We start from the raw sequence: 21,583 nt of genomic DNA, 5'->3' as shown, positions 1-21,583 counted from the left end.
CACTGCCTCTTCTTCCATCGTCTCTGTTGGCGTATCGGCGATGAGGGCGGCCTCTGGTGCCGCTGGCAAAAGACCCTCTGCAGGCCGCGCGATAACTTTCTGCGCTACCAGCCCGTCCCGCGCACTGGCAAAATGTGCACCAGTGATGATGGCCGACTGAACAGAGGCCACATCACCGGTAACTTTGATAACGGTCCAGCCGGAACCATTGGTTTTTTCCATACCAATCAGCGTGATGGAAGCGGCTTTCGCCATAACATCCGCGCAACTGATGGCCAGTGCCAGACCGCTAACTTCAAGTAACCCCAGTGATTGCTTCACGCTGTGCTCCTCTGACTGCCTGTCAGGCTGATTTAGGTAAAATGGCTTCGACGTCGCTATGCGGACGCGGGATCACATGGCTTGATTTCACTTCACCCACCGCACTGGCCGCAGCTGCACCTGCGTCTACGGCCGCTTTTACTGCGCCCACATCTCCGCGCACCATAACGGTTATCAGACCTGAGCCAATTTTTTCGTATCCCACCAGCTGCACGTTGGCGGATTTCACCATCGCATCAGCGGCTTCAATTGCCCCTACAAGACCTTTCGTTTCGACCAGTCCCAATGCATTGTTCATACTGCGATTCTCCTGTTTATGGATAAACGGGGTTACCTGAACGGTATCCCTTTAACCAGTCTGGCGGCGTTGTTACCCGCGGCTCGCCGGGACTGGAGATCTTCATGACGCATCAGGCAAAAAAGCGGCGCTGATGCAGGTAAATTTCGGTAGTGGATCACCAGTTTTTCATTGTCACAGCCTACGCCGACCAGCAGCGCCGACTGATTGGCTGCCTGCCATGCATGGGCAACAACGTCCACGCCGGAGGCCTGCTGCCAGCGCCAGGGAATACCTTCTTCTTCGATACCCCACAGCACTTCCTGCCAGAGCGACTGGCACTCCGACAGTGCCGTTATCACTATCACCGGGCTGTCCTGATTAATTTCCATCAGCGAACTCCTTCTGCCAGGAGAGAATGAGGCCGGTGGCTACGGCGTTACGTGGACCTTCAACGCCGCGAATGTTGCCGCGTCCGGCAACCAGTCGGTAATGGGCGAGAGCATCGGTCACCAGCTGCGGTATTTCGAAATCGAGCGAAGAGCCGCCAACCAGCACGACAAAGGGGATATCGCGAATGTTGCCGGTCGGGCTAACCTGGCGTAGTGCACGCAGAGCGTTGGTGACGAAAACGCGCTCTTTCGCACTGCGACGAATCAAACGGATCTTTTCCAGCGCCAGGTCACCAGGTAAAGGCACCAGCTCGTCTGGTTTCACGACGCAGACGCGGGCGAACACAGTGGGCGGGAGTGGTTCGGGAAAGAACTGTACGCTGCCGTCTTCATGACGCAGATGGAAGAGGCTTTCTACTTTCGCCAGCGGGTATTTTTTGATCTCTTCAGCCAGATAGCGATCGTCAAGGCCCAGTTCCCGGGCGATGATCATGGTGACCATGTCCCCGGCTCCCGCGAGATGGGTGGCGGTAATGTCCCCTTGAGGGTTGATGATGGAGGCATCGGTTGAGCCCGCGCCTAAATCAAGAATAGCCAGAGGTCTGGATGTGCCCGGCGTAGTGAGAGCGCCAAATATGGCCGCTTCGGCTTCTGCGCCGCCAACCTGCACATCGACATGCAGCTGTTGTTCAATTTCACGAGCGATCATGGCCATCTGCAGACGGTCTGATTTGACCATGGAGGCGATTCCCACTGCCTGCTCCAGTGAAAATTCTCCGGCCAGGCCGCCGGTTACATTGACGGGAACCGCGGTATCGACGGCCAGCAGATCCTGGATAAAGACCTCGCTGCTCGGTTTGTTGGTCAGTTCAGCCATCGTCTGGCGAACGTGCTCAAGCATACCGCCGATATTCGTACCGGATTCACCGGTAACATTATCCAGCGCCGGACACTCATTCACCGCTTTCATGATGGCATCGGCTCCGGCGGCAACATCAACACGCCACGTTCTGCCTTTGGCGATAAGCTCAATGTTTCCGGCCGGAATGGATCGTGCTTTCACATCTCCTGAGGGGGTTTTGACGACCACTGCGGAGCGGTTGCCAATCAACGCTCGTGCTACAGGCACGATGTTGCGCGTCTCATCGGCGCTTAATGAAAATACGGTCGCTATGCCATAAGGGTTAGAGAGGTTTTCAATCACCTTGCCCGGCATTGCTACTTCAATGGCCGCCAGCATGCCCTGCGGAATACGTTCGATATATAAAACTTCATCCACGATAGGGATCTTTCGATCGAGACGATTACTGACCAGCACACCATCATCCCGTTGCAGGATGATGCCGTTGATCTGGTAACCGGCTTTTGAGGCAGCGTTCACCATCTCTGCCACATCAGTAAAATCAAAATCAGCGGAAACGACCAGGATGTATGGCTGTTCCGCCGGATGAGTGAGAAGTTCCGCCGGCGTGATGGTAATACCAACCCCCAGACCAATACCGCCTGGGGTTTTGGGGTTGTGACCAATCATGGTGGATTCCGTGATGATGGTTTCCGTTATGGTTTCCATCGCCACGTCACCAATTACCGGTGTTGCTTCATTTATACGGATAAGCGAAATATCGCTGACAGAGATACCGACCCCTTCAACCACACGGTTGAGTGCCTCTTTGATACCAAACACATTGCGCAACGTGCCTTTAATGCCGGTGGTTTCAGCAAGTGCACTGCTCACAATCTTTAACGTGCCCGCATCATCTTTTACGGCAAGCGCCACTTCGGTTGATGAGTTTCCAATATCAATGCCAGCTATATAACGCATAAATCATCCCTGTATTTAATCGTCACCTTTGAGCTTTTTACGCTCGACATACAGCGCAGCGGCTTCGCGAACAAACGCTGCACAAATTTTTGCTTTGTACCTGCTTTCCAGATCCTCAGCGATGTCCAGCAGCTCTTGTTGAGTGGAGCGATAAGGGCGCAGGGCATTGTAGATTTCAAGGATGCGGTCATCCGGCACGGCCGTGAGTTCCGCCGCGCGCTCAAAGTTCACCGCCAGAAGGTCGCGACCGGCATCTTTGGCGATCGATGCCTGAATACGCAGCGTGTGAGGGGTGATACGCATATCCTGGGCGGTGATTTTGCCGCTCAGCACGTTGTCGAGCGTCAGTTCATCAAGGGTCTTATTGGTTGATGTTTTGACCCATTCAGGGTGCTTATTCGCCAGCGGATAATCGCTAACCTTTGCCTGATGTGCCGTTTCGCTCGCAGGCGGAGCGACTGCTGCAGCAGGCGTCGCCCCTTGCAGAGTGTTCATCCGGCTAAGCACATCACGAACCATTGATTCAATTGCATCAGCATTCATGGTGTTATCCTTTTAAAGCGCAACGCGCAGCTCTTGCGGGTTTTTACCCGTCACGACGAATTTTGTTTCTTTGATATGCAGAATGGCTGACTTGGCCTGATACTTCGGACGCGCCATCTGGTCATTAAGCGTGGGCACAGGTTGTGGTGATTCACGCTTGGCGTAACGCGCCGCGTTTTTGCCAATCTGGCGGTACGTTTCCAGCGTCAGCAAGGGGGCCTGCGGGAACAGCTCAAGGTTTGAGAGCGGGGGCAGTCCCTGCTGGTGGATAACCGTCGTGCCTTTGGACTGGATCCCGACGGAGATACCGGAGCCGCTCAGACGGTTGCCTTCCACGGCCATAAATGCGACATCAGACGATTTGAAACAGCGGATAACACGTGCTTTAACGCCTTCTTCCTCAATACCTGCGATAACTTCACGCAAAATACTTTTGTGCGATAAGCCCACAATATTCACGGTCTGAGAGAGTCCGAAGGCTGGCCCGACGGCAATGATCACCTCATCCTGTAAGGTGCCTGGTTTCGCTTCACCGGTTTCGGTCAGGAAACTGCTTTCGCTACCCGTGGCGAGTTTTGCCGGGGTGGCCGGTGCAGCACTAAACGACACCGGTTTGTCGCTGGTTTGCATTTCCGACAGCACGCCTTCGATTATCTGGCGCAGTAACTTTTCATTAATTTCCATCATTCACCCCTTAGCCCAATTCGTTCGGATCGAGTGCGCCCGGGATGTTTTTGATCTCTTCCCAGCGTTCACCCTGCAGGCGATAACCTGTTGCCGGACCGGCATAATCGTTGACATCGTTCACCGCCGAGAGCACCAGACCATCACCGACGATGATGGCGGATGTATGCAGATAGTCCCCGGTTAGCTTGGCTTTCTGGATGTTAAGCATGTCCTGCGCAACATCGCGGAAGCCGCCTTCTGCCAGCGCTTTCACCACTTCGAGGCCGTTACGGTTTTTATTGATGATCTCCTGCGCGAACTTGATGTCTTCAACGATGTTACGTTCCGGCATATCTTTCGAGCCGTGGGCGTAGGTTGCCGCTTCGACTTCTTCATCGGTGATGGGCGGCAGTCCCATGCCGGCGAAGACAGCTTGCAGCGCGCGCGCCGCTTTATTACGGATGGCAATGACGTCTTCCTCGCGTACCGGACGAAGACCACCGTCCACTTTCAGGTCGCGCTGGAGGACGTTGTAATCATCAAAATCTTCAGCATCCTCGTTCGACCCGGCGAACATGTTGTCGTAGTTTGGAACGGCGGAATAACCTGAGGAGATGAAGTCGGTCCCTGGCAGGAACTGCATCAGCAAACGTGCGGTACGGCGCATGTCTGAGTGAGTGAAGGTCTGGTCGTTACTGGATGCGCACTCCAGGTCCAGCGCGGCACAAATCAGGTTCTCTGCCAGGATGGCGCGAATACCGGACGGTACGGCTGAAGGAACACCAACGCAGCTGACGGAGCCGTTCTGCAGACCCTGTACCCCCGCAGCTTTTGTGATGTAAATGCAACGCGCTTCGAGATAAAGCATGGATTTGCCTTCGGCATAACCCATCTGCACTTCGGAGCCGGAGCCGGAGGTAAAACGCATTTTCAAACCGCGGGAGGCATAGGAAGAGGCAAGGAAACCTTTCGACCAGGGGGTGTCATCGCCATCGGTAAAGACAGGCTCGGTGCCATAGACGGAAATTGTTTCGGCATAGCAGGTGTGGCCCAGCATGCCAAGCTTAAGCTCCGTGGCTTCTTCCAGAGAACACTGGGTTAATACACCGGGACGTCCCACCTGTGAACCCACCAGTAACGCGATAGCATTAAAAGGGGCGTAGCGTGCGACGGCAACCGTGGTTTCCTGCTCGTCAAACCCGCGATAGGCGCCTTCGGCTGCATCCGCGGCAATCTGAACCGGGTTGTCTTTCACATTAGTCACGTGCGCCTGTTGGGATGGGGTACGACGCGCACGCATTTTTTGCATGGCCATCATCATTTCAACCACGTTCATGTGCGACACCACTTCCACTATCTTCGCTGGGGTCATGGCGGTGGTCAGCGGCACAATATCGCTGCGTTTGACGTTCGGATCGCAAAGCATATTGGCAAGCTTCACGGAGTCCATTTTCATTACGTCTTCTGCACGCTGCAGATTGATACCGTAGCGGGCAATAAAATGATCAATCAGGTCAAACTGGCTGACGGGTTTGCCGTCTAATTCAGTAACGACACCGTCGACGATGCGAATAGAAGGTTTAGGATCGTTGGGGCTTTCCATTGCAATAAAGCCCTCTTCAATCCACTCCTTCACGAAACCATCCTGGTTAACAGGGCGTTTCGCCAGCGCTTCAAATCTTTTCGATCTCATGAAACAGCCTCTCTGTTATCAGATGTAGGATGGGCGGTCGTTTTTCGGTTCAGAACCCAGGGTGCCCAGCACGGTTTTACCGATTTCGCGAGCAGAGATAACGGCCTGACGAACGGCGCCTGAGTCACCCGAGATGACCAGAATGGCTTCGTTACTAAAGCTGGTCCCTTTGGCAGGGGAGCTGTATGCCACCACCTCCACATTGGCGGACTTCAGCGCGGTATCAGCCATCAGCACGCCGACAGAGGCCGGTGCACCAACAATCACGCCGCAGGCCCGGCCAACAGGAGCGCCAAAGGCTTTTTCCAGGGCATAGCTGGCGCGGGCGGTGTATTGCATCTCGATGTGACCCGCTTCGTTGGCGTACACATCGCCAAAGGTGCGGTCGAGCTCTTTGAGTGCAACTTCAATGGCGCGTTTAACGTCGGAGACATCATTCCCGCCAAGGAGGATCAATGAACCATGACCAGCGCCACCTTTGGTATCACGGGGTAATTCGATGCTGACAACTTCAGTGTTGGTGGCTTTTACCGCTTCATCGGCCGCCATGATGTGTGGACCTGCCCCGGTGCGTGCACCAAGAATGCCTATGGAGCGATACCGTTTTTCGAGCTTCATTGCGTCCAGTAGCGCGCTGTCAACGTTGGCGATAACCAGACCAACCGTGTCGCCGATCGCTGTGCCGACAAATTCCGTTAAACTGCAGCTTTTTTCTGCCATAGCCGTCTCTCGTATGGGATGGATTACAGTGGGGGTGGCCTGTGATGTCGGTGCAGAAACTTTGGCAATCACCTTCGCCATGATCTGTTCCACCAGGTCATTGCTACTCATTGGCTAATTCCCTTGGGTAAGATTTTTTCTACATCAGTGTGGGGACGCGGGATAACATGTACGGCTTTCACTTCTCCCACCTGAGCGGCAGCAGCAGCGCCTGCATCCGTTGCCGCTTTCACGGCACCCACATCACCGCGAACAATCACTGTTACCAGACCAGAACCTATTTTCTCGTAGCCTACTAACATGACATTTGCGGATTTAACCATTGCATCAGCTGCTTCAACTGCCGCCGTCAAACCTTTGGTTTCCACCATTCCTAATGCTTCTTGTTGCATAAAGACCTCGATAGGGTTGCCCTGATTTTTTGAATATACAAATAAGCGAAGAAAAAGAATGGCTGACTTGGAATTACCGGCGAAACTTCCTGGGTTATTCAGGCTAAATAATTGTCTTGGATATTTTTAATGCATTGAATTTTATGGTTTATTTAAATATTCAGGCATGCCAAATTTTTGCAAACGCATTTTCATATTTTTATTTTTTAGAATGACAGGCTTCAAATGTTGTGTTATTTGCGCGTGCGAGCATTTTTTGTGAGCAAGGCTGTAAAACTCTGCATTCAAAATAACAATAATTTGTTATTTAATAATCGTAGTCATATTCAGTAAATAAGAGGCATTGCACCCTTTAACGCTATTTTTAATAGCAAAATAATGTTACTGACAGGCGATTTTTTTGGTGTTTTGTCTGCGAGGTTGCCAACACTTTTTAATAACACATTTCTATAGTGTGCGACGTTGTACTCTGCTGCCAGCTTCAGGCGTGCTGGTGAGAAGCGACTCTACCTGGAAGGTGACACATGAATGATTCACTTAAGGCGCAATGCATCGCCGAGTTTTTAGGCACAGGGCTTTTCTTGTTTTTTGGTATTGGTTGTTTATGCGCCATGAAAGTTGCCGGCGCATCACTGGGGCTATGGGAAATCTGCATAATCTGGGGGCTTGGAATCTCCCTGGCAGTCTACCTGACCGCAGCGATATCAGGCGCACATTTAAACCCGGCGATTACTATCGCGTTATGGCTTTTTGCCTGTTTTCCGGCGCGTAAAGTCCTGCCGTATATCGTGGCGCAAGTGGCTGGCGCGTTTGGCGGCGCGGCTATAGCGTATCTGCTTTACCATAATGTTTTTCTGGAATATGAAGCTGCACATAACCTGGTTCGTGGAAGCACTGAGAGCCTGCAGTTAGCAGGCTTGTTCAGCACCTATCCTGCCGCCGCATTAAGCGTATGGGAAGCTGCGTTAGTTGAGATTGTGATTACCTCTATCCTGATGTGTATGATCATGGCATTAACGGATGATGGTAACGGTGTGCCGCGGGGCCCGCTTGCGCCATTACTCATTGGGATACTTGTAGCGGTGATTGGAGCCTCTATGGGGCCATTGACAGGGTTTGCCATGAACCCGGCCCGCGATTTTGGTCCTAAACTTTTTCTCTTCTTCGCAGGCTGGGGCGACATTGCCTTTACTGGCGGGCGGGATATCCCTTACTTCCTCGTGCCTGTTATTGCCCCGATAATGGGTGCCTGCGGTGGTGCCGCATGTTATCGCTACCTTATTGGCAAAAATTTGCCCTGTAATCTCTGTACGTTAGAGGAAAAAGAGCACTCATAATGAGGGGTAATATTCCGCGCCGTTAAAGCAACGTTAAAAATTTATTTCGTGATCTGCTTTCACGAACGTAAGAAATCGTCTCCCAGGGATGGGAGACTTTTGTTATCTTGCATTGAGTTTATCGGCTTAACTTGTTGACAATTAACCAGCAACATTAAAAAGCTGTAAACGAACTGGTTTTTTATAACAATAAATTAAAATTAACTGAGAGGTTTTATCATGATTTCTGCGAGTGCCCTCAACTCGGAACTCATTAATAAAATCGCCCAGGATTTTGCACAAGCCACCGGTCTGGCCGTTGTTGTCGTTAATATCCACGGCGAAGAAATTTCCGAGCTTTTTAATTTCACCCCCTTTTGCCAGCTGATGCGGCAGAATCCGCAACATAGCGCCCGGTGTCGCATGAGCGATCGCTGCGGTGGTTTTGAAGCTTCGAAATCAAATCAGCCCTGCATATATCGCTGTCATGCGGGATTAACGGATTTCTCCATTCCCCTTGTTATCGCAGGTCACCTCGTAGGATTTGTGCTGTGCGGGCAGGTGCGCTTACGGGAAGGAGAGAGCGTGGAGTTAATCAATATTCTCAATGCAGATGACCGCTGGCAAACCGATCAGAAATTGATGGATGAATTTCGTAATGTGCCCGAAATGGACTATTCACGGGTAATGGCGTCCGCGGATTTGCTGAAACTCATCGTTGAAAACTGCCTTAAGAAACAGCTTAATTTTGTCGTCATCAAAGATCAGCAGCCATCCCCGGAAGCGGGAAAAACGAGTCGTAATCAGGGTCCTCACGACAGTAAGATGAAAAAGGCGCTCCGCTATATCGATGCCCATCTTTCTGACGAACTTCGTCTTGAGGATGTGGCCGCCCATGTCTACCTCAGCCCTTATTATTTCAGCAAACTGTTCAAGAAATATCAGGGTATTGGTTTTAATGCCTGGGTGAATCGGCAGAGAATGGCCAGTGCAAAAGAGATGTTGTGTCATAGCGACTGGAGCATTGCCAGTATTGCCCGCAATTTAGGATTTTCTCAAACCAGCTATTTTTGCAAAGTGTTTCGTCAGACTTATCAGGTCACACCGCAGGTCTTTCGCCTGCAAAATAATGCGAATGGTGACAGCGATTAACTTTCCAGGAACAATTTTTTGTTGTTGATGAAGGTAATGAAATGGTCTGAATTGCTGTTCTGATAAGGGCTTGAAGATATTGCATCGCAATAAATTGTTATAGCGCAACAAAATATTGCATCCATAAAGATAAACTCAACCAGTTTTTATTTCCCTGATGCGATAGATTGCAGTCAGGGCAAAATTGCCGTTTCACCTGAGCTTATATCGTGGTATCGGGTGAAGCGTGAAAATGAAGCCATCAGGTTCGCCACAACTATTTGTGGCAGGGAAGGGGGTGAGACTCCCCCGCAGCCCCCGCTGCTGTGATGCCGACAACCCCGTATAGACCACTGACCTTAGGGTCGGGAAGGACGGGCGAGGATGACGCTAAGCCAGAAGACCGACCTGACAGGTGACACTCAACAACTTCGGTGGGAAGTCGGTTGCAGAGACGCGTACAGTCATAGCACTGGGACCACGCGCATCCCGACGCAGCCTTTCCACCCTTAACGGGGTTTTAAAGGATGTCTGACAAGCGTTGTGCCTTTATTCTTGCCGGAACCGGCAGCGGCTGTGGGAAAACCACCGTCACGCTCGGTTTGCTGAGGGCCTTACAACAGCGCGGCATGCGGGTGCAACCTTTTAAAGCAGGACCCGATTACCTCGATACCGCCTGGCATACGGCGATTACCGGCATCCCCTCCCGTAACCTCGACAGTTTTATGCTGCCCGACTCCACCCTGAATGCGCTGTTCAGCCAGCAGATGCAACATACTGATGTGGCGGTGATTGAGGGGGTAATGGGGCTGTATGACGGCTATGGCGTTGACCCCGATTATTGCAGTAGTGCGGCACTGGCCAAACAACTTGGCGTGCCGGTTATTCTGCTGGTGGATGGCAAAGCGGTCTCTACCTCCGTTGCGGCCACGGTGATGGGATTCCAGCATTTCGACCCGAAAGTACGCATCGTTGGCACGATTGTTAACCGTGTTAACAGCGACAACCATTACCATCTGCTTAAACAGGCCATTGAGCACTATTGTGGTATTCCCGTGCTGGGATATATCCCGGTCAGCGCCGGGGTGGTATTACCTGAACGCCATCTTGGGCTGGTGACCGCCCGGGAGTCGATGGTTGACGCTCAGGCCTGGCAGGATTTCGCCGCGCGCCTGGAGCAAACGGTTGATATCAACACACTCCTCTCGTTAACGGCGCTCGACACGTTGCCACAAGGAGAGTGGCCTGCGCTCCCTGCCCGGGATGCCGGGGCAGGATTAACCCTTGCCCTCGCTGATGATGAAGCATTCAATTTCTACTACCCGGATAACCTGCAACTGCTGAAAAACGCTGGCGTGACTATTGTCCGCTTCAGCCCGCTTCATGACACAGAATTGCCGGAGTGCCAGATGCTGTGGCTTGGCGGAGGTTATCCGGAACTGCATGCTCGCGCGCTTGCGGCTAACACCCTCATGCTGGAAGCCATTCGCAATGCACATCATCGTGGTGTCGCCATTTACGCGGAGTGCGGCGGGTTGATGTATCTGGGCTCCTCCCTGCGTGATGCCGAAGGCCAGATGCATACCCTGGCGGGCGTCATCCCCGGTCACAGCGAGATGGGCAAACGACTGACCCGCTTTGGCTACTGCGAAGCCACCGCCCGCCAGCCAACGCTGCTGGCGGATGAAGGTGAAACGCTGCGCGGGCATGAATTCCACTACTCCGATTTTACCCCCGTTCATGAAGCCGTGATGGACTGCCAGAAGAGGCGGGATAATGCAGTACTGGCGAAATGGCAGGGTGGCTGGCAGGTGGGTAACACGTACGCCAGCTACCTGCACGTTCATTTTGCCCAGCGCCCGCAAATGCTTAACCGCTGGATAAAGGCCGCAAGGAGCGCGGTATGACGATCCTGGCCTGGGGCGTGGCCTGGCTTCTGGACCGCTGGCTGGGCGACCCTGCGCACTGGCCGCATCCGGTGCGCTGGATTGGCACCTTGATCACGCTTACACAGCATATCGTTCGCCGGTTCTGCCATTCCGATACCGCTCTGCGCATTGGCGGAGGGGTAATGTGGCTGGTCGTGGTCGGTGTCACCTGGGCTGTCGCCTGGGGAGGATTACAGCTCGCCACCCTCATTCACCCCTGGTTCGGATGGTGCGTGGAGGTGTGGATGATCTACACCCTGCTGGCGGCCCGTTGCCTGGACGACGCGGCGCGTGAGGTGGAGCGGGCACTACGCCACGGCACCTTAAGCGAAAGCCGGGAAAAGCTCTCGTGGATTGTGGGGCGCGATACCTCGCAGCTGCAATCACCGCAAATTACCCGCGCGGTGGTGGAGACCGTGGCTGAAAACACGGTTGATGGCGTTATTGCCCCTTTGTTCTTCCTCTTACTGGGCGGTGCGCCGCTGGCAATGGCCTACAAAGCTGTGAATACCCTGGATTCGATGGTCGGCTACAAGCATGAAAAATACCGTGCTATTGGCATGGTCAGCGCGCGCCTTGACGACGTCGCCAACTTTGTTCCGGCGCGATTGAGCTGGCTGCTGCTGAGCCTGGCTGCCGGGCTCTGCCGACTGAACGCGGCCAGGGCGCTGCATGTGGGCTGGCGCGATCGCCGAAACCATAGCAGCCCCAACTGCGCATGGCCGGAGGGCAGTGTGGCCGGTGCGCTGGGGGTGCGTCTTGGTGGCCCCAATGATTATTTCGGTGAACGCGTGGAGAAGCCCTGGATTGGTGATGACCTGCGCACCATCACGGTGGAGGACATCACGCACACCATCCGCCTGATGTGGGTGGCGTCCACGCTGGCGCTGATCTTGTTTGCGCTTACGCACGTTATGCTGGCAGGAGCAGCATTGATATGAAAACGATGGATTACTTACAGCAACCCCAGGCCATTGAAGACAAAAGCTTTGTCATTATTGGCGACATCATTCGCGACACGCGGCCTGATTACCGTTTTGCCAGCCCACTGCACGAAGCCATCATAAAACGCGTCATTCATACCACCGCTGATTTCGACTGGCTCGATATTCTCTGGTTCTCCCCGGACGCGCTGGACAATCTGAGCAACGCGCTGCGATGCGGTTGCACCCTCTATACCGACACCACCATGGCCCTTTCCGGAATAAACAAAACGCTGCTGGCGACGTTTGGGGGGGAAGTGAAGTGTTACATCAGTGACCCGCGCGTGGTACAGGTTGCCAAAGAAAACGGCATCACACGCTCGATGGCCGCAGTCGATCTGGCGTTGACCGAGAGTGGGGAAAAAGTCTTCATCTTTGGTAATGCGCCAACGGCACTGTTCCGCTTACTGGAGCAAAAAGCACAGGTGAGAGGCATCGTGGGCGTACCCGTAGGATTTGTCGGCGCGGCGGAATCCAAAGATGCGCTGGTGGAGAGTGGACTGCCCGCCATTGCGGCACTGGGCCGCAAGGGGGGCAGCAACGTCGCAGCGGCCATCGTTAATGCATTTCTTTATAGCCTGCGGGAGGCGGAATGAGCGAAGAGACGTTCGACACTCCGGTATGGCACAACGGCAAGGCGCTGCGTAAGGGTTACACCACGGGCTCCTGCGCGACCGCCGCAGCAAAAGTTGCCGCGCTGATGGTGCTGCGCCAGCACATTATTCACCAGGTGTCGATTGTCACCCCGTCAGGCGTCACGCTACGTCTGAATGTGGAATCTCCGCATATCGAAGGGCAGCAGGCTGTTGCCGCTATTCGTAAAGACGGGGGGGATGACGTTGATGCCACCCACGGTATGCTGATTTTTGCCCGCGTGAGCCTGAACGACAGCGGCGAAATTGCGCTGTCCGGCGGTGAAGGCGTAGGCAGGGTCACCCGCAAAGGTATCGGCTTACCCATCGGCAGTGCTGCCATTAACCGCACGCCGCGTCAGACCATTGAAGCGGCTGTACGCGAAGTTATTGGCCCATCGCGCGGGGCACAAGTAGAAATCTTTGCCCCGGAGGGCGACAAGCGGGCAAAGAAAACCTACAACAGCCGGCTTGGTATCCTCGGTGGCATTTCCATCATCGGCACTACCGGCATTGTCACACCGATGTCAGAAGAGAGCTGGAAACGCTCGCTGTCGCTGGAAATGGAAATGAAACGAGAAGCCGGTCTGGAGCGGGTGGTACTGGTGCCAGGTAATCATGGTGAGCGCTTCGTGCGCGAACAGATGGGCTTACCGGGCGACATCGTGGTGACCATGAGCAACTTCGTCGGTTTTATGATCGAAGAGGCGGTGCGCATGGGCTACAGGCAGATTGTCCTCATCGGACATCCGGGCAAGCTGGTAAAAATTGCCGCCGGTATCTTCCACACGCACAGCCATATTGCCGATGCGCGCATGGAAACCCTGGTGGCGCATCTGGCCCTGCTTGGCGCCCCGCACCCGCTGCTCATGCAGGTGAGCGAATGCGACACTACCGAAGCGGCGATGGAACACATCGATGCCGCAGGATTCAGCCATCTCTATAACCATCTGGCACAGCGCATCTGTCAGCGCGTCATGCTCAACCTGCGTTTTACGAAAAATCCACCCCAGTGTGATGCCGTTATGTTCTCGTTTGATAACCAGATCCTCGGCACGAATCGGCCATTCGAGGCAATTGTGGGGGATTTGCGATGCTGACCGTCGTCGGAATGGGGCCTGCAACGCTGGCGTTAATGACCCCGATGGCCCTTGATGCTATCGCCGGGGCGGAGGTGCTGGTAGGCGGTAAGCGCCACCTGGCGCAATTTCCAGACTTTAGCGGAGAACGCCGCCTCCTCGATGCAGATATTGCGGGCCTGATGCAGTGGATTTCGGCCCGCCAGGAGCAACGCGTGGTGGTGGTCGCTTCCGGCGATCCGCTTTTTTACGGTATCGGCAAACGGCTGGTCATGGAATTCGGCATCGACCAGGTGCGCATCATTCCAGGCATCAGCGCCGTGCAGTACCTCTGTGCCAGAACCGGAATCGACATGAACGAGATGTGGCTGACCAGCTCCCACGGGCGTGAGGTGGATGTGGACGCCCTGGTCCGTTCCAGCAAAACCGCAATGGTCACCGATTCCCGGTGTGGGCCACGGGAAATTGCGGCGGCGTTGACCGCACGGGGGGCCGGCGAGCGCTGGCTGGTTATCGGCGAAAACCTGGGTATGGAAAATGAGCGCATCCACTGGCTAAAGGCCCATGACGTCAGTGCGCAGTATGAAATGAACGTGGTGGTGATCCTCAATGAAAGATGAACAGTTTTTACGTGGTGAAAGCGTGCCGATGACCAAAGAAGTGGTTCGCGCGCTGGCGCTGTCCCGTCTGGATCTCGCAAGGGCGCGCCATTTGATTGACATCGGTGCCGGGACCGGCAGCGTCTCCATCGAGGCGGCGGTATGTTACCCGCAGTTGCAGATCACCGCCATCGAACGCAATCCGGCGGCGTTGGGGCTACTGGAGGAGAATTGCCAGCATTTTGGCTGTCGCAATATTGCGATTGTTTCAGGTGTGGCTCCGCTGTTTGTTGAGCAGCCTGCGGATGCGGTGTTTATGGGCGGCAGCGGGGGCAATCTGACCCAGTTGATTGACTGGTCGCTGGCGCAACTGGTTCCCGGTGGACGCCTGGTAATGACCTTTATTTTACAAGAGAACCTGAGCGCGGCGCTGAGTCACCTCGCCACCTGCAAGGTTGCGGCGCTGGACTGCCAGCAGATCCAGGTCTCGCTCCTGAACCCGCTCGGTTGCGGTCACTACTTCAGACCAAATAACCCTGTTTTTGTGATTTCCTGCGAGAAGGAAGCGTTTCATGGCTGAACAATTTAATGCACAAACCGTCTGGTTTGTTGGCGCGGGGCCGGGGGATCGCGAACTGATCACCCTCAAAGGCTACCGCTTATTGCAACAGGCGCAGGTCGTTATCTATGCCGGGTCGCTCATCAATACTGAGCTACTCGACTACTGCTCGCCGGGCGCGGAGTGCCACGACAGTGCGGGGCTACATCTGGAGCAGATTATCGACCTGATGGAAGCGGGTGTGAAAGCCGGAAAAGTGGTGGTGCGTCTGCAAACCGGTGATGTGTCGCTTTATGGGTCAGTGCGTGAGCAGGGTGAAGTGCTGACCGCTCGCGGCATCGCCTGGCAGGTCGTGCCCGGTGTAAGTGCGTTCCTTGGGGCGGCGGCGGAACTGGGGGTGGAATATACCGTCCCGGAAGTGTCGCAAAGTCTCATCATCACCCGCCTGGAAGGGCGCACGCCGGTTCCGCCACTGGAACAGCTGGAGTCTTTTGCCAGCCATCAGACCTCAATGGCGATTTACCTCTCCGTGCAGCGCATTAACCGCGTGGCAGAGCGGCTGATTGAAGGGGGTTACCCGGCTACCACGCCCGTTGCGGTGATTTATAAAGCCACCTGGCCTGAAAGCCAGACCGTGCGCGGCACGCTGGCGGATATTGCGGACAAAGTGCGCGACGCCGGGATCCGCAAAACGGCTCTGATCCTCGTTGGCGCATTTCTTGGCGAGGAGTACCACTACTCACGTCTTTATGCAGCGGACTTTAGCCATGAATACCGTAAAGCCTGAATCCATCGCTCTGTTTTGCCTGACGCCCGGCGGCGTTGCACTGGCAAACCAACTGAAACTGGCGCTGCCGATGACCTGTTACACCAGTGAAAAGTTACTGGAAGAGGGCTTTGTACCTTTTGATGGTGGATTTGCCAGCGCCCTGCGTAGCGCCTTCAGCGAACATTCGGCGCTGGTGTTTATTGGCGCGACTGGTATCGCCGTGCGGGTACTGGCACCGCTGGTCAATGACAAATTCAGCGATCCGGCGGTGATCGTGATTGATGAGCGCGGGCAGCATGTGATCAGTCTCCTCTCCGGCCATTTTGGTGGCGCTAACGAGCTTGCCCGTTACCTGGCAGGTGTGCTGGGGGCGGACCCTGTTATCACTACCGCCACGGACGTGAACGATCTGGCTGCGCTGGATACCCTCGCCTGTCAGTTGGATGCGCGGATGGAGGATCTGCGCACCGGGGTAAAGACCATCAACCACTGGCTGGTCAGCGGCAAACGCATCGGCCTGTGGTGTGACAACGCGTTACGCGCTGAGGTCGCCCGCTGCGACACACGTGGCTTTATCCCTGTGGACTCGCTGGACGCGTTACCCGACCTGACCGCACTGGTGTGTGTGACGGTGCAGGCAGCTTTACCGGAGCTTGCGGTGCCAGTGTTCAAACTGGTCCCCCGGCGGGTGATAGCAGGAATCGGTTGTCGCCGCGATACCCCGTATTCGGTGGTTTCAACCCTGCTCAACCGCCAGCTGGCGGCCCACGCGCTTGATCCTCTGGCGCTACGAGCCATCGGCAGTATCACCTTAAAAGAGCATGAAAAAGCCCTCACGCAGCTGGCGCAACATCTGCGCGTGCCGTTCGAAATTTTTAGCGCTGACGCCCTGCGTCAGCATGAACATCGCTTCCCGGCGTCTGAATTTGTCCGAAAGACAACTGGTGTGGGCAGCGTTTCCGGTCCCGCAGCCTGGCTGATGAGTCACGGGCAACTGGTGGGCGAAACCCTGCGCGAGCAGGGCGTCACTATTACTTTGGGAGTAGCACACTGATGTTAAGCGTAATCGGAATTGGCCCTGGCTCACAGGCCATGATGACCCTGGAAGCGATCGAAGCCTTACAGGCTGCAGAAATCGTTGTGGGATACAAAACCTACACTCACCTGGTGAAATCCTTCACCGGCGACAAGCAGGTGATCAAAACCGGCATGTGCAAAGAGATCGAACGCTGCCAGGCGGCGATCGAACTGGCACAGGCGGGAAAAAACGTGGCGCTTATCAGCAGCGGTGATGCCGGCATTTATGGCATGGCAGGGTTAGTACTGGAACTGGTGAGCAAACAAAAACTCGATGTGGAGGTTCGCCTGATCCCTGGCATGACCGCCAGTATCGCTGCCGCTGCTCTGCTGGGGGCACCGTTAATGCATGATTTCTGCCATATCAGCCTCAGCGATCTGCTTACTCCGTGGCCGGTGATTGAAAAACGCATTATCGCAGCGGGTGAAGCGGACTTTGTTATCTGTTTTTACAACCCGCGCAGCCGGGGGCGTGAAGGCCATCTGGCCCGCGCTTTTGAACTGCTGGCTGCCAGCAAAAGCGCCGCAACGCCGGTAGGGGTGGTGAAATCCGCCGGGCGTAAAAAAGAGGAAAAATGGCTCACCACTCTGGGTGAGATGGACTTTGAACCTGTAGACATGACCAGTCTGGTGATTGTGGGCAACAAAACCACCTATATCGCTGATGGCCTGATGATTACCCCACGGGGCTACGAGTTGTGAGGGCAGGAGAGGTGCTGGTAATGGGCGGCACCAGCGATGCGCGCCTGATATGCCAGCAACTGGACGCCGCCGGGGTGAAGTACACCCTGTCGGTTGCAACCCCTACCGGGCAGCACCTGGCGGGCGAGATCGGGGGCGAAGTGCGCTGTGGACGAATGGACTTTGACGCCATGGTGACGTGGCTTACCGAGAACCAGACGCGCTGGGTGGTGGATGCCTCTCATCCCTATGCCGAGGTGGTCAGCGATACCCTCACCCGCGCCTGCCAGCAGGTTAAGGTGCTCCTGAGTCGCTACCAGCGCCCGGACCAGCTCGAACGTCTTATACATCCGTTGCTGCACAAAGTGCCGACCCTGGAAGCGGCATGTGAAGTGGCAAAGGGGCTTGGCCAACGCGTACTTCTGACCACCGGCAGTAAAGATTTAGCACGCTGGCGCGCAGGGCTGGCTGAGAAAACCCTGCTTGCCCGCGTGCTGCCGGTGGCTGATGTGATGGTGCAGTGTGCCGAAAGCGGCTTTGGCGTGACGGAGATTTACGCCATGTGCGGGCCCTTCAGCGCCGAGTTTAACGCCGCGTTTTACCGCCAGTGCCGGGCCGATGTGGTGATAACCAAAGCCTCCGGCGCTGAAGGTGGATACCGGGAAAAAGTAGAGCCATGCCTTGATGCCGGTATCCCCTGCATCGTGATTACCCGCCCGGCGCCTGCGGTGTCGGGAGATGAGTTACTGGAAAGCCAGCAGGCCTTTGCGCAACGATTAGGGCGCTGGCTCGCCACAGAGTGAGGATAACACTATGAAAAAAGCCCTTCTGGTTATCAGTTTTGGTACCAGTTATCACGACACGTGTGAAAAAAACATTGTGGCGTGCGAGCGCGATCTGGCCGCGAGCTGCCCGGATCGTACCCTGTTCCGGGCGTTTACCTCCGGGATGATCATTCGCAAGCTGAAGCAGCGCGATAACCTGCACATTGATACCCCTTTACAGGCGCTGCAAAAACTGGCGGAGCAGGGTTATCAGGATGTCGCCATTCAGTCTCTGCATATCATTAATGGCGATGAATACGAAAAAATCGTTCGTGAAGTGCAGACCTTACGTCACCTCTTCAGTCGCATGGTCATCGGCGCGCCGCTGCTCAGTGGTCATGACGACTATATGCAGCTGATGCAGGCGCTGGCCCGCCAGATGCCTGCGCTGGCTGACGGCGAAAAGGTCGTTTTTATGGGACACGGAGCCAGCCACCATGCCTTCGCCGCTTATGCCTGCCTTGACCACATGATGGCCGCGCATCGCTTCCCGGCACGGGTCGGGGCAGTAGAAAGCTACCCGGAAATAGACGTCATCATCGATGGACTACGCCGTGAGGGTATCAGCGCGGTGCACCTGATGCCCTTGATGCTGGTGGCCGGGGATCATGCCATCAACGATATGGCATCTGACGATGAGGAGTCCTGGAAAACGCAGTTTGAGCGTGTCGGCATTAGCGCCACCCCGTGGTTACAGGGGCTGGGTGAGAACAGTGATATTCGCGCGATGTTTGTCTCACACCTGCATCAGGCGCTGGACCAACAACTGGAGGAAGCCGCATGAGTGGCATGCTTTACGCCCTGGGGATCGGGCCGGGGGCAAGCGATCTGCTTACCGTCCGTGCCGCACGCATACTGGGCAAACTGGATGTGCTTTATGCGCCGGCAGGACGACGAGGAGGCGACAGTCTGGCCCTCTCCATCGTGCGGGAGTATCTGGGGGAGCACACTGAAATCCGCGCTACCCATTTTCCCATGAGTGGTGACAGCGCGGAAAAAGAGGCGGTATGGGATGAAGTGGCGGCGGCGTTACGCGCCGAAACACTGGCAGGCAAACAGGTTGGTTTTATTACCCTTGGGGACGCCATGCTGTTCAGCACCTGGGTGTTCCTGCTGCAACGAATTGGCCGACCAGACTGGCTGGAGATAGTGCCGGGTGTGACCTCGTTCGCCGCTATCGCCGCCCGCACCCAGATCCCGCTTGCTATGGAACAACAGTCGCTGGCGGTGGTGTCCTGTACCGCACCTGAAGCGGAGATACGACAGGCGCTGGCGAACCATGAAAGTCTGGTGCTGATGAAAGTGTATGGCCGTTTTGCCCGCATTAAAGCGTTGCTGGCCGAGGTCGGGCTACTGGACAAGGCGATCATGATGGCGGAAGCCACACTACCCGCAGAGCAGTGCTGGCGGGAACTTGCTCAGGTGCAGGATGACCAGGCACTACCCTATTTTTCGACCATCCTCGTGAATAAACAGTGGGAGAGAGTATGAAACAGGAACAACAGCTCAAACGTCTGTCATTGAGCGGACTGGCAGCGGCCTTGCTGCTCATGGTGGTACCTGAGCAGGCGTTTGCTATGCACATCATGGAGGGCTTTTTACCCCCGATGTGGGCGGTAGCCTGGTGGGTGCTGTTTTTACCTTGTCTGTGGTACGGGCTGGTGCGGTTACGCCAGATTGTGGCAGAAGACAGCAATCAGAAAGTGCTGCTGGCCCTGTGCGGTGCCTTTGTTTTCGTCCTGTCGGCGCTGAAAATTCCGTCGGTCACCGGTAGCTGCTCGCATCCGACGGGGGTTGGTCTGGCCGTTATTCTCTTCGGGCCGGGCGTCGTGGCCATCCTTGGCGCTATCGTCCTGCTGTTTCAGGCGCTGCTTCTGGCCCACGGCGGTCTGACAACGCTTGGCGCCAACGGCATGTCGATGGCGGTGATTGGCCCGGTTGTGGGTTATCTGGTCTGGAAAATGGCCTGCCGCGCCGGGTTACGCCGTGATGTCTGCGTATTCTTATGCGCCATGCTGGCGGATCTGGTGACCTATTTTGTCACGTCCGTGCAGCTCGGTGTGGCCTTCCCGGACCCGGAAGCTGGCGCAACAGGTTCAGTCATGAAATTCATGGGCATCTTCTGCCTGACTCAGATCCCGATTGCCATTGCAGAAGGGTTACTGACGGTCATGATTTACGATCAACTGACCAAACGGCAACTGGTTGCCGCACAAGGACATTAAGATGAAAAAAACAGTGATTTTACTTGCGATGGTAATAGCCCTGGTGATCCTGCCGTTTTTTATCAATCACGGGGGGGAGTACGGTGGCTCAGACGGGGAAGCGGAAAGTCAGATTCAGGTTGTCGCACCGCATTATCAGCCCTGGTTCCAGCCGCTGTATGAACCGGCCAGTGGCGAAATTGAGAGCCTGCTTTTTACGCTACAGGGCTCTCTTGGTGCCGCGGTCATTTTCTACATCCTGGGTTATATGAAAGGCAGACAGCGTGATGATAAACGGGCTTGATCGCCTGAGCTATCAGAGCCGCTGGTTTACGGTCGCGCCGGAACGCAAGTTTCTGTTCTGGCTGTTGATGATGCTGCTGGCGTTTTCCCTGCCTCCGGTAGGGCAGGGGATATTGCTGGTGTGCCAGGCGGCTTTTACCTGCTGGTTGCTGCGTATGACTTTCTGGCGCTGGCTGCGCTGGATGGCGATCCCGCTGGCGTTCTTGCTGGTGGGCGTGCTGACTATCCTGTTCAGCGTCACCACTGATCCTGCCCGTCTGCTGGTGGGCGTCCCGTTGGGATCGTACTGGCTGGGTGTGATGCCGGAGGGGCTGGCGATGGCGAATGCCACCTTCTGGCGCAGCCTTGCGGCTCTGGCCGCGACCCTCTGGCTGGTGCTTAATCTGCCCTTTGTGCAGCTCATTGTGCTACTGCAAAAAGGACGAGTGCCGCGTCTGCTGACCGAGCAAATTCTGCTCATCTGGCGCTTTATTTTTATCCTGCTTGAAGAAGCAATGGCTATCCATCGGGCGCAGACGCTGCGCTTTGGGTATTGCACATTGCCGCAGGGCTACCGATCTCTGTCAATGCTGGTGGGCCTGCTATTTACCCGCGTGCTCCTGCGCTACAGGGCGCTGGCCGTCACGCTGGATGTCAAACTTTATCAGGGTGATTTTCACCTGTAAGGAACGT

Annotated in this window: 25 protein-coding genes, 1 pseudogene and 1 riboswitch; of the genes and pseudogenes, 17 read left to right on the top strand and 9 right to left on the bottom strand. The window is 55.3% G+C overall.

What is annotated here, in order from left to right; translation table 11 throughout:
* Nucleotides 1–71 precede the first annotated feature (71 nt).
* From M1D91_RS14915 to pduA, 9 genes and pseudogenes are all read right to left on the bottom strand, one after another.
* Nucleotides 72–321: pseudogene (locus tag M1D91_RS14915) on the bottom strand (BMC domain-containing protein); the annotation flags it as partial.
* A 22-nt stretch (nucleotides 322–343) separates the two neighbouring features.
* A complete protein-coding gene (gene pduJ, locus M1D91_RS14910; protein ID WP_437431425.1) occupies nucleotides 344–619 on the bottom strand; it encodes a propanediol utilization microcompartment protein PduJ in 276 nt (91 codons plus the stop codon).
* A gap of 32 nt (nucleotides 620–651) precedes the next feature.
* Nucleotides 652–990: a glycerol dehydratase reactivase beta/small subunit family protein gene (locus tag M1D91_RS14905; RefSeq protein ID WP_437431424.1), complete on the bottom strand. Its 339-nt coding sequence runs from the start codon at nucleotides 988–990 to the stop codon at nucleotides 652–654.
* The gene (locus M1D91_RS14900) at nucleotides 980–2,812 is read right to left on the bottom strand and encodes a diol dehydratase reactivase subunit alpha (RefSeq protein ID WP_437431423.1); all 1,833 of its coding nucleotides are present in this window, start codon (nucleotides 2,810–2,812) and stop codon (nucleotides 980–982) included. Before M1D91_RS14900 ends, M1D91_RS14905 begins: the two co-directional genes overlap by 11 nt.
* A gap of 15 nt (nucleotides 2,813–2,827) precedes the next feature.
* Nucleotides 2,828–3,355, bottom strand: a complete 528-nt coding sequence (pduE, locus tag M1D91_RS14895; protein ID WP_437431422.1) for a propanediol dehydratase small subunit PduE — start codon at nucleotides 3,353–3,355, stop codon at nucleotides 2,828–2,830.
* A gap of 12 nt (nucleotides 3,356–3,367) precedes the next feature.
* A complete protein-coding gene (locus tag M1D91_RS14890) occupies nucleotides 3,368–4,039 on the bottom strand; it encodes a propanediol/glycerol family dehydratase medium subunit (RefSeq protein ID WP_437431528.1) in 672 nt (223 codons plus the stop codon).
* Between the two features lie 10 nt (nucleotides 4,040–4,049).
* Nucleotides 4,050–5,714 carry a propanediol dehydratase large subunit PduC gene (gene pduC / locus M1D91_RS14885; RefSeq protein WP_437431421.1) on the bottom strand — a complete coding sequence of 555 codons (1,665 nt, stop codon included), beginning with the start codon at nucleotides 5,712–5,714 and terminating at the stop codon, nucleotides 4,050–4,052.
* 18 nt (nucleotides 5,715–5,732) lie between these two features.
* On the bottom strand, nucleotides 5,733–6,545 hold the full coding sequence (gene pduB, locus M1D91_RS14880; RefSeq protein WP_437431420.1) for a propanediol utilization microcompartment protein PduB: 813 nt from the start codon (nucleotides 6,543–6,545) through the stop codon (nucleotides 5,733–5,735).
* Nucleotides 6,542–6,826, bottom strand: a complete 285-nt coding sequence (pduA, locus tag M1D91_RS14875; RefSeq protein ID WP_437431419.1) for a propanediol utilization microcompartment protein PduA — start codon at nucleotides 6,824–6,826, stop codon at nucleotides 6,542–6,544. The genes pduB and pduA overlap by 4 nt, the downstream gene beginning before the upstream one ends.
* A 524-nt stretch (nucleotides 6,827–7,350) precedes the next feature.
* On the opposite strand from pduA, the gene pduF reads away from it, so the two are divergent.
* The 17 genes from pduF (at nucleotide 7,351) to M1D91_RS14790 (ending at nucleotide 21,576) form a co-directional block, all read left to right on the top strand.
* Nucleotides 7,351–8,163 carry a propanediol diffusion facilitator PduF gene (gene pduF / locus M1D91_RS14870; protein WP_437431418.1) on the top strand — a complete coding sequence of 271 codons (813 nt, stop codon included), beginning with the start codon at nucleotides 7,351–7,353 and terminating at the stop codon, nucleotides 8,161–8,163.
* Between the two features lie 219 nt (nucleotides 8,164–8,382).
* Nucleotides 8,383–9,294 (top strand): transcriptional regulator PocR, encoded by a 912-nt coding sequence (gene pocR / locus M1D91_RS14865; RefSeq protein WP_437431417.1) that lies wholly within the window; start codon nucleotides 8,383–8,385, stop codon nucleotides 9,292–9,294.
* A gap of 226 nt (nucleotides 9,295–9,520) precedes the next feature.
* A riboswitch (cobalamin riboswitch) is annotated at nucleotides 9,521–9,699 on the top strand.
* 101 nt (nucleotides 9,700–9,800) lie between these two features.
* Entirely contained in the window at nucleotides 9,801–11,180 is a 1,380-nt protein-coding gene (locus tag M1D91_RS14860) for a cobyrinate a,c-diamide synthase (protein ID WP_437431416.1), read from the top strand.
* Nucleotides 11,177–12,142, top strand: coding sequence for an adenosylcobinamide-phosphate synthase CbiB (gene cbiB / locus M1D91_RS14855; RefSeq protein WP_437431415.1), 966 nt, complete (start codon nucleotides 11,177–11,179; stop codon nucleotides 12,140–12,142). The genes M1D91_RS14860 and cbiB overlap by 4 nt, the downstream gene beginning before the upstream one ends.
* Before the next feature lie 5 nt (nucleotides 12,143–12,147).
* Nucleotides 12,148–12,780 carry a cobalt-precorrin-8 methylmutase gene (locus M1D91_RS14850; RefSeq protein WP_437431527.1) on the top strand — a complete coding sequence of 211 codons (633 nt, stop codon included), beginning with the start codon at nucleotides 12,148–12,150 and terminating at the stop codon, nucleotides 12,778–12,780.
* The gene (cbiD, locus tag M1D91_RS14845) at nucleotides 12,777–13,916 is read left to right on the top strand and encodes a cobalt-precorrin-5B (C(1))-methyltransferase CbiD (protein WP_437431414.1); all 1,140 of its coding nucleotides are present in this window, start codon (nucleotides 12,777–12,779) and stop codon (nucleotides 13,914–13,916) included. Before M1D91_RS14850 ends, cbiD begins: the two co-directional genes overlap by 4 nt.
* The gene (cbiE, locus tag M1D91_RS14840) at nucleotides 13,910–14,515 is read left to right on the top strand and encodes a precorrin-6y C5,15-methyltransferase (decarboxylating) subunit CbiE (RefSeq protein WP_437431413.1); all 606 of its coding nucleotides are present in this window, start codon (nucleotides 13,910–13,912) and stop codon (nucleotides 14,513–14,515) included. Before cbiD ends, cbiE begins: the two co-directional genes overlap by 7 nt.
* Complete coding sequence (locus tag M1D91_RS14835) at nucleotides 14,505–15,074, top strand: decarboxylating cobalt-precorrin-6B (C(15))-methyltransferase (RefSeq protein ID WP_437431412.1); 570 nt, start codon at nucleotides 14,505–14,507, stop codon at nucleotides 15,072–15,074. Before cbiE ends, M1D91_RS14835 begins: the two co-directional genes overlap by 11 nt.
* Nucleotides 15,067–15,840 (top strand): cobalt-precorrin-4 methyltransferase, encoded by a 774-nt coding sequence (locus M1D91_RS14830; RefSeq protein WP_437431411.1) that lies wholly within the window; start codon nucleotides 15,067–15,069, stop codon nucleotides 15,838–15,840. The genes M1D91_RS14835 and M1D91_RS14830 overlap by 8 nt, the downstream gene beginning before the upstream one ends.
* A complete protein-coding gene (gene cbiG, locus M1D91_RS14825; protein WP_437431410.1) occupies nucleotides 15,821–16,876 on the top strand; it encodes a cobalt-precorrin 5A hydrolase in 1,056 nt (351 codons plus the stop codon). The genes M1D91_RS14830 and cbiG overlap by 20 nt, the downstream gene beginning before the upstream one ends.
* Complete coding sequence (locus M1D91_RS14820; RefSeq protein ID WP_437431409.1) at nucleotides 16,876–17,601, top strand: precorrin-3B C(17)-methyltransferase; 726 nt, start codon at nucleotides 16,876–16,878, stop codon at nucleotides 17,599–17,601. Before cbiG ends, M1D91_RS14820 begins: the two co-directional genes overlap by 1 nt.
* Nucleotides 17,598–18,383, top strand: coding sequence for a cobalt-precorrin-6A reductase (locus M1D91_RS14815; protein WP_437431408.1), 786 nt, complete (start codon nucleotides 17,598–17,600; stop codon nucleotides 18,381–18,383). Before M1D91_RS14820 ends, M1D91_RS14815 begins: the two co-directional genes overlap by 4 nt.
* A gap of 10 nt (nucleotides 18,384–18,393) precedes the next feature.
* On the top strand, nucleotides 18,394–19,188 hold the full coding sequence (cbiK, locus tag M1D91_RS14810; RefSeq protein ID WP_437431407.1) for a sirohydrochlorin cobaltochelatase: 795 nt from the start codon (nucleotides 18,394–18,396) through the stop codon (nucleotides 19,186–19,188).
* On the top strand, nucleotides 19,185–19,895 hold the full coding sequence (locus M1D91_RS14805; RefSeq protein WP_437431406.1) for a cobalt-factor II C(20)-methyltransferase: 711 nt from the start codon (nucleotides 19,185–19,187) through the stop codon (nucleotides 19,893–19,895). The genes cbiK and M1D91_RS14805 overlap by 4 nt, the downstream gene beginning before the upstream one ends.
* On the top strand, nucleotides 19,892–20,629 hold the full coding sequence (cbiM, locus tag M1D91_RS14800; RefSeq protein ID WP_437431405.1) for a cobalt ECF transporter S component CbiM: 738 nt from the start codon (nucleotides 19,892–19,894) through the stop codon (nucleotides 20,627–20,629). Before M1D91_RS14805 ends, cbiM begins: the two co-directional genes overlap by 4 nt.
* A 1-nt stretch (nucleotide 20,630) precedes the next feature.
* Nucleotides 20,631–20,912: an energy-coupling factor ABC transporter substrate-binding protein gene (locus tag M1D91_RS14795; RefSeq protein WP_437431404.1), complete on the top strand. Its 282-nt coding sequence runs from the start codon at nucleotides 20,631–20,633 to the stop codon at nucleotides 20,910–20,912.
* On the top strand, nucleotides 20,899–21,576 hold the full coding sequence (locus M1D91_RS14790; protein ID WP_437431526.1) for an energy-coupling factor ABC transporter transmembrane protein: 678 nt from the start codon (nucleotides 20,899–20,901) through the stop codon (nucleotides 21,574–21,576). The genes M1D91_RS14795 and M1D91_RS14790 overlap by 14 nt, the downstream gene beginning before the upstream one ends.
* Nucleotides 21,577–21,583 lie beyond the last annotated feature (7 nt).

The organism is Enterobacter sp. SA197, from assembly GCF_054131575.1.
This window is presented reverse-complemented; position numbering and strand designations above follow the sequence as displayed.

What these genes read in the sequence shown, in the direction of transcription:
- cbiM (WP_437431405.1), top strand. Translation starts at nt 19,892, where the DNA reads ATGAAACAGGAACAACAGCTCAAACGTCTGTCATTGAGCGGACTGGCA.
- M1D91_RS14905 (WP_437431424.1), bottom strand. Translation starts at nt 990, where the DNA reads ATGGAAATTAATCAGGACAGCCCGGTGATAGTGATAACGGCACTGTCG.
- M1D91_RS14835 (WP_437431412.1), top strand. Translation starts at nt 14,505, where the DNA reads ATGAAAGATGAACAGTTTTTACGTGGTGAAAGCGTGCCGATGACCAAA.
- cbiK (WP_437431407.1), top strand. Translation starts at nt 18,394, where the DNA reads ATGAAAAAAGCCCTTCTGGTTATCAGTTTTGGTACCAGTTATCACGAC.
- pduC (WP_437431421.1), bottom strand. Translation starts at nt 5,714, where the DNA reads ATGAGATCGAAAAGATTTGAAGCGCTGGCGAAACGCCCTGTTAACCAG.
- pduJ (WP_437431425.1), bottom strand. Translation starts at nt 619, where the DNA reads ATGAACAATGCATTGGGACTGGTCGAAACGAAAGGTCTTGTAGGGGCA.
- cbiE (WP_437431413.1), top strand. Translation starts at nt 13,910, where the DNA reads ATGCTGACCGTCGTCGGAATGGGGCCTGCAACGCTGGCGTTAATGACC.
- M1D91_RS14830 (WP_437431411.1), top strand. Translation starts at nt 15,067, where the DNA reads ATGGCTGAACAATTTAATGCACAAACCGTCTGGTTTGTTGGCGCGGGG.
- cbiD (WP_437431414.1), top strand. Translation starts at nt 12,777, where the DNA reads ATGAGCGAAGAGACGTTCGACACTCCGGTATGGCACAACGGCAAGGCG.
- M1D91_RS14860 (WP_437431416.1), top strand. Translation starts at nt 9,801, where the DNA reads ATGTCTGACAAGCGTTGTGCCTTTATTCTTGCCGGAACCGGCAGCGGC.
- M1D91_RS14850 (WP_437431527.1), top strand. Translation starts at nt 12,148, where the DNA reads ATGGATTACTTACAGCAACCCCAGGCCATTGAAGACAAAAGCTTTGTC.
- pduF (WP_437431418.1), top strand. Translation starts at nt 7,351, where the DNA reads ATGAATGATTCACTTAAGGCGCAATGCATCGCCGAGTTTTTAGGCACA.
- cbiB (WP_437431415.1), top strand. Translation starts at nt 11,177, where the DNA reads ATGACGATCCTGGCCTGGGGCGTGGCCTGGCTTCTGGACCGCTGGCTG.
- M1D91_RS14805 (WP_437431406.1), top strand. Translation starts at nt 19,185, where the DNA reads ATGAGTGGCATGCTTTACGCCCTGGGGATCGGGCCGGGGGCAAGCGAT.
- M1D91_RS14820 (WP_437431409.1), top strand. Translation starts at nt 16,876, where the DNA reads ATGTTAAGCGTAATCGGAATTGGCCCTGGCTCACAGGCCATGATGACC.
- M1D91_RS14795 (WP_437431404.1), top strand. Translation starts at nt 20,631, where the DNA reads ATGAAAAAAACAGTGATTTTACTTGCGATGGTAATAGCCCTGGTGATC.
- pduE (WP_437431422.1), bottom strand. Translation starts at nt 3,355, where the DNA reads ATGAATGCTGATGCAATTGAATCAATGGTTCGTGATGTGCTTAGCCGG.
- M1D91_RS14900 (WP_437431423.1), bottom strand. Translation starts at nt 2,812, where the DNA reads ATGCGTTATATAGCTGGCATTGATATTGGAAACTCATCAACCGAAGTG.
- pocR (WP_437431417.1), top strand. Translation starts at nt 8,383, where the DNA reads ATGATTTCTGCGAGTGCCCTCAACTCGGAACTCATTAATAAAATCGCC.
- pduB (WP_437431420.1), bottom strand. Translation starts at nt 6,545, where the DNA reads ATGAGTAGCAATGACCTGGTGGAACAGATCATGGCGAAGGTGATTGCC.
- M1D91_RS14890 (WP_437431528.1), bottom strand. Translation starts at nt 4,039, where the DNA reads ATGGAAATTAATGAAAAGTTACTGCGCCAGATAATCGAAGGCGTGCTG.
- pduA (WP_437431419.1), bottom strand. Translation starts at nt 6,826, where the DNA reads ATGCAACAAGAAGCATTAGGAATGGTGGAAACCAAAGGTTTGACGGCG.
- cbiG (WP_437431410.1), top strand. Translation starts at nt 15,821, where the DNA reads ATGAATACCGTAAAGCCTGAATCCATCGCTCTGTTTTGCCTGACGCCC.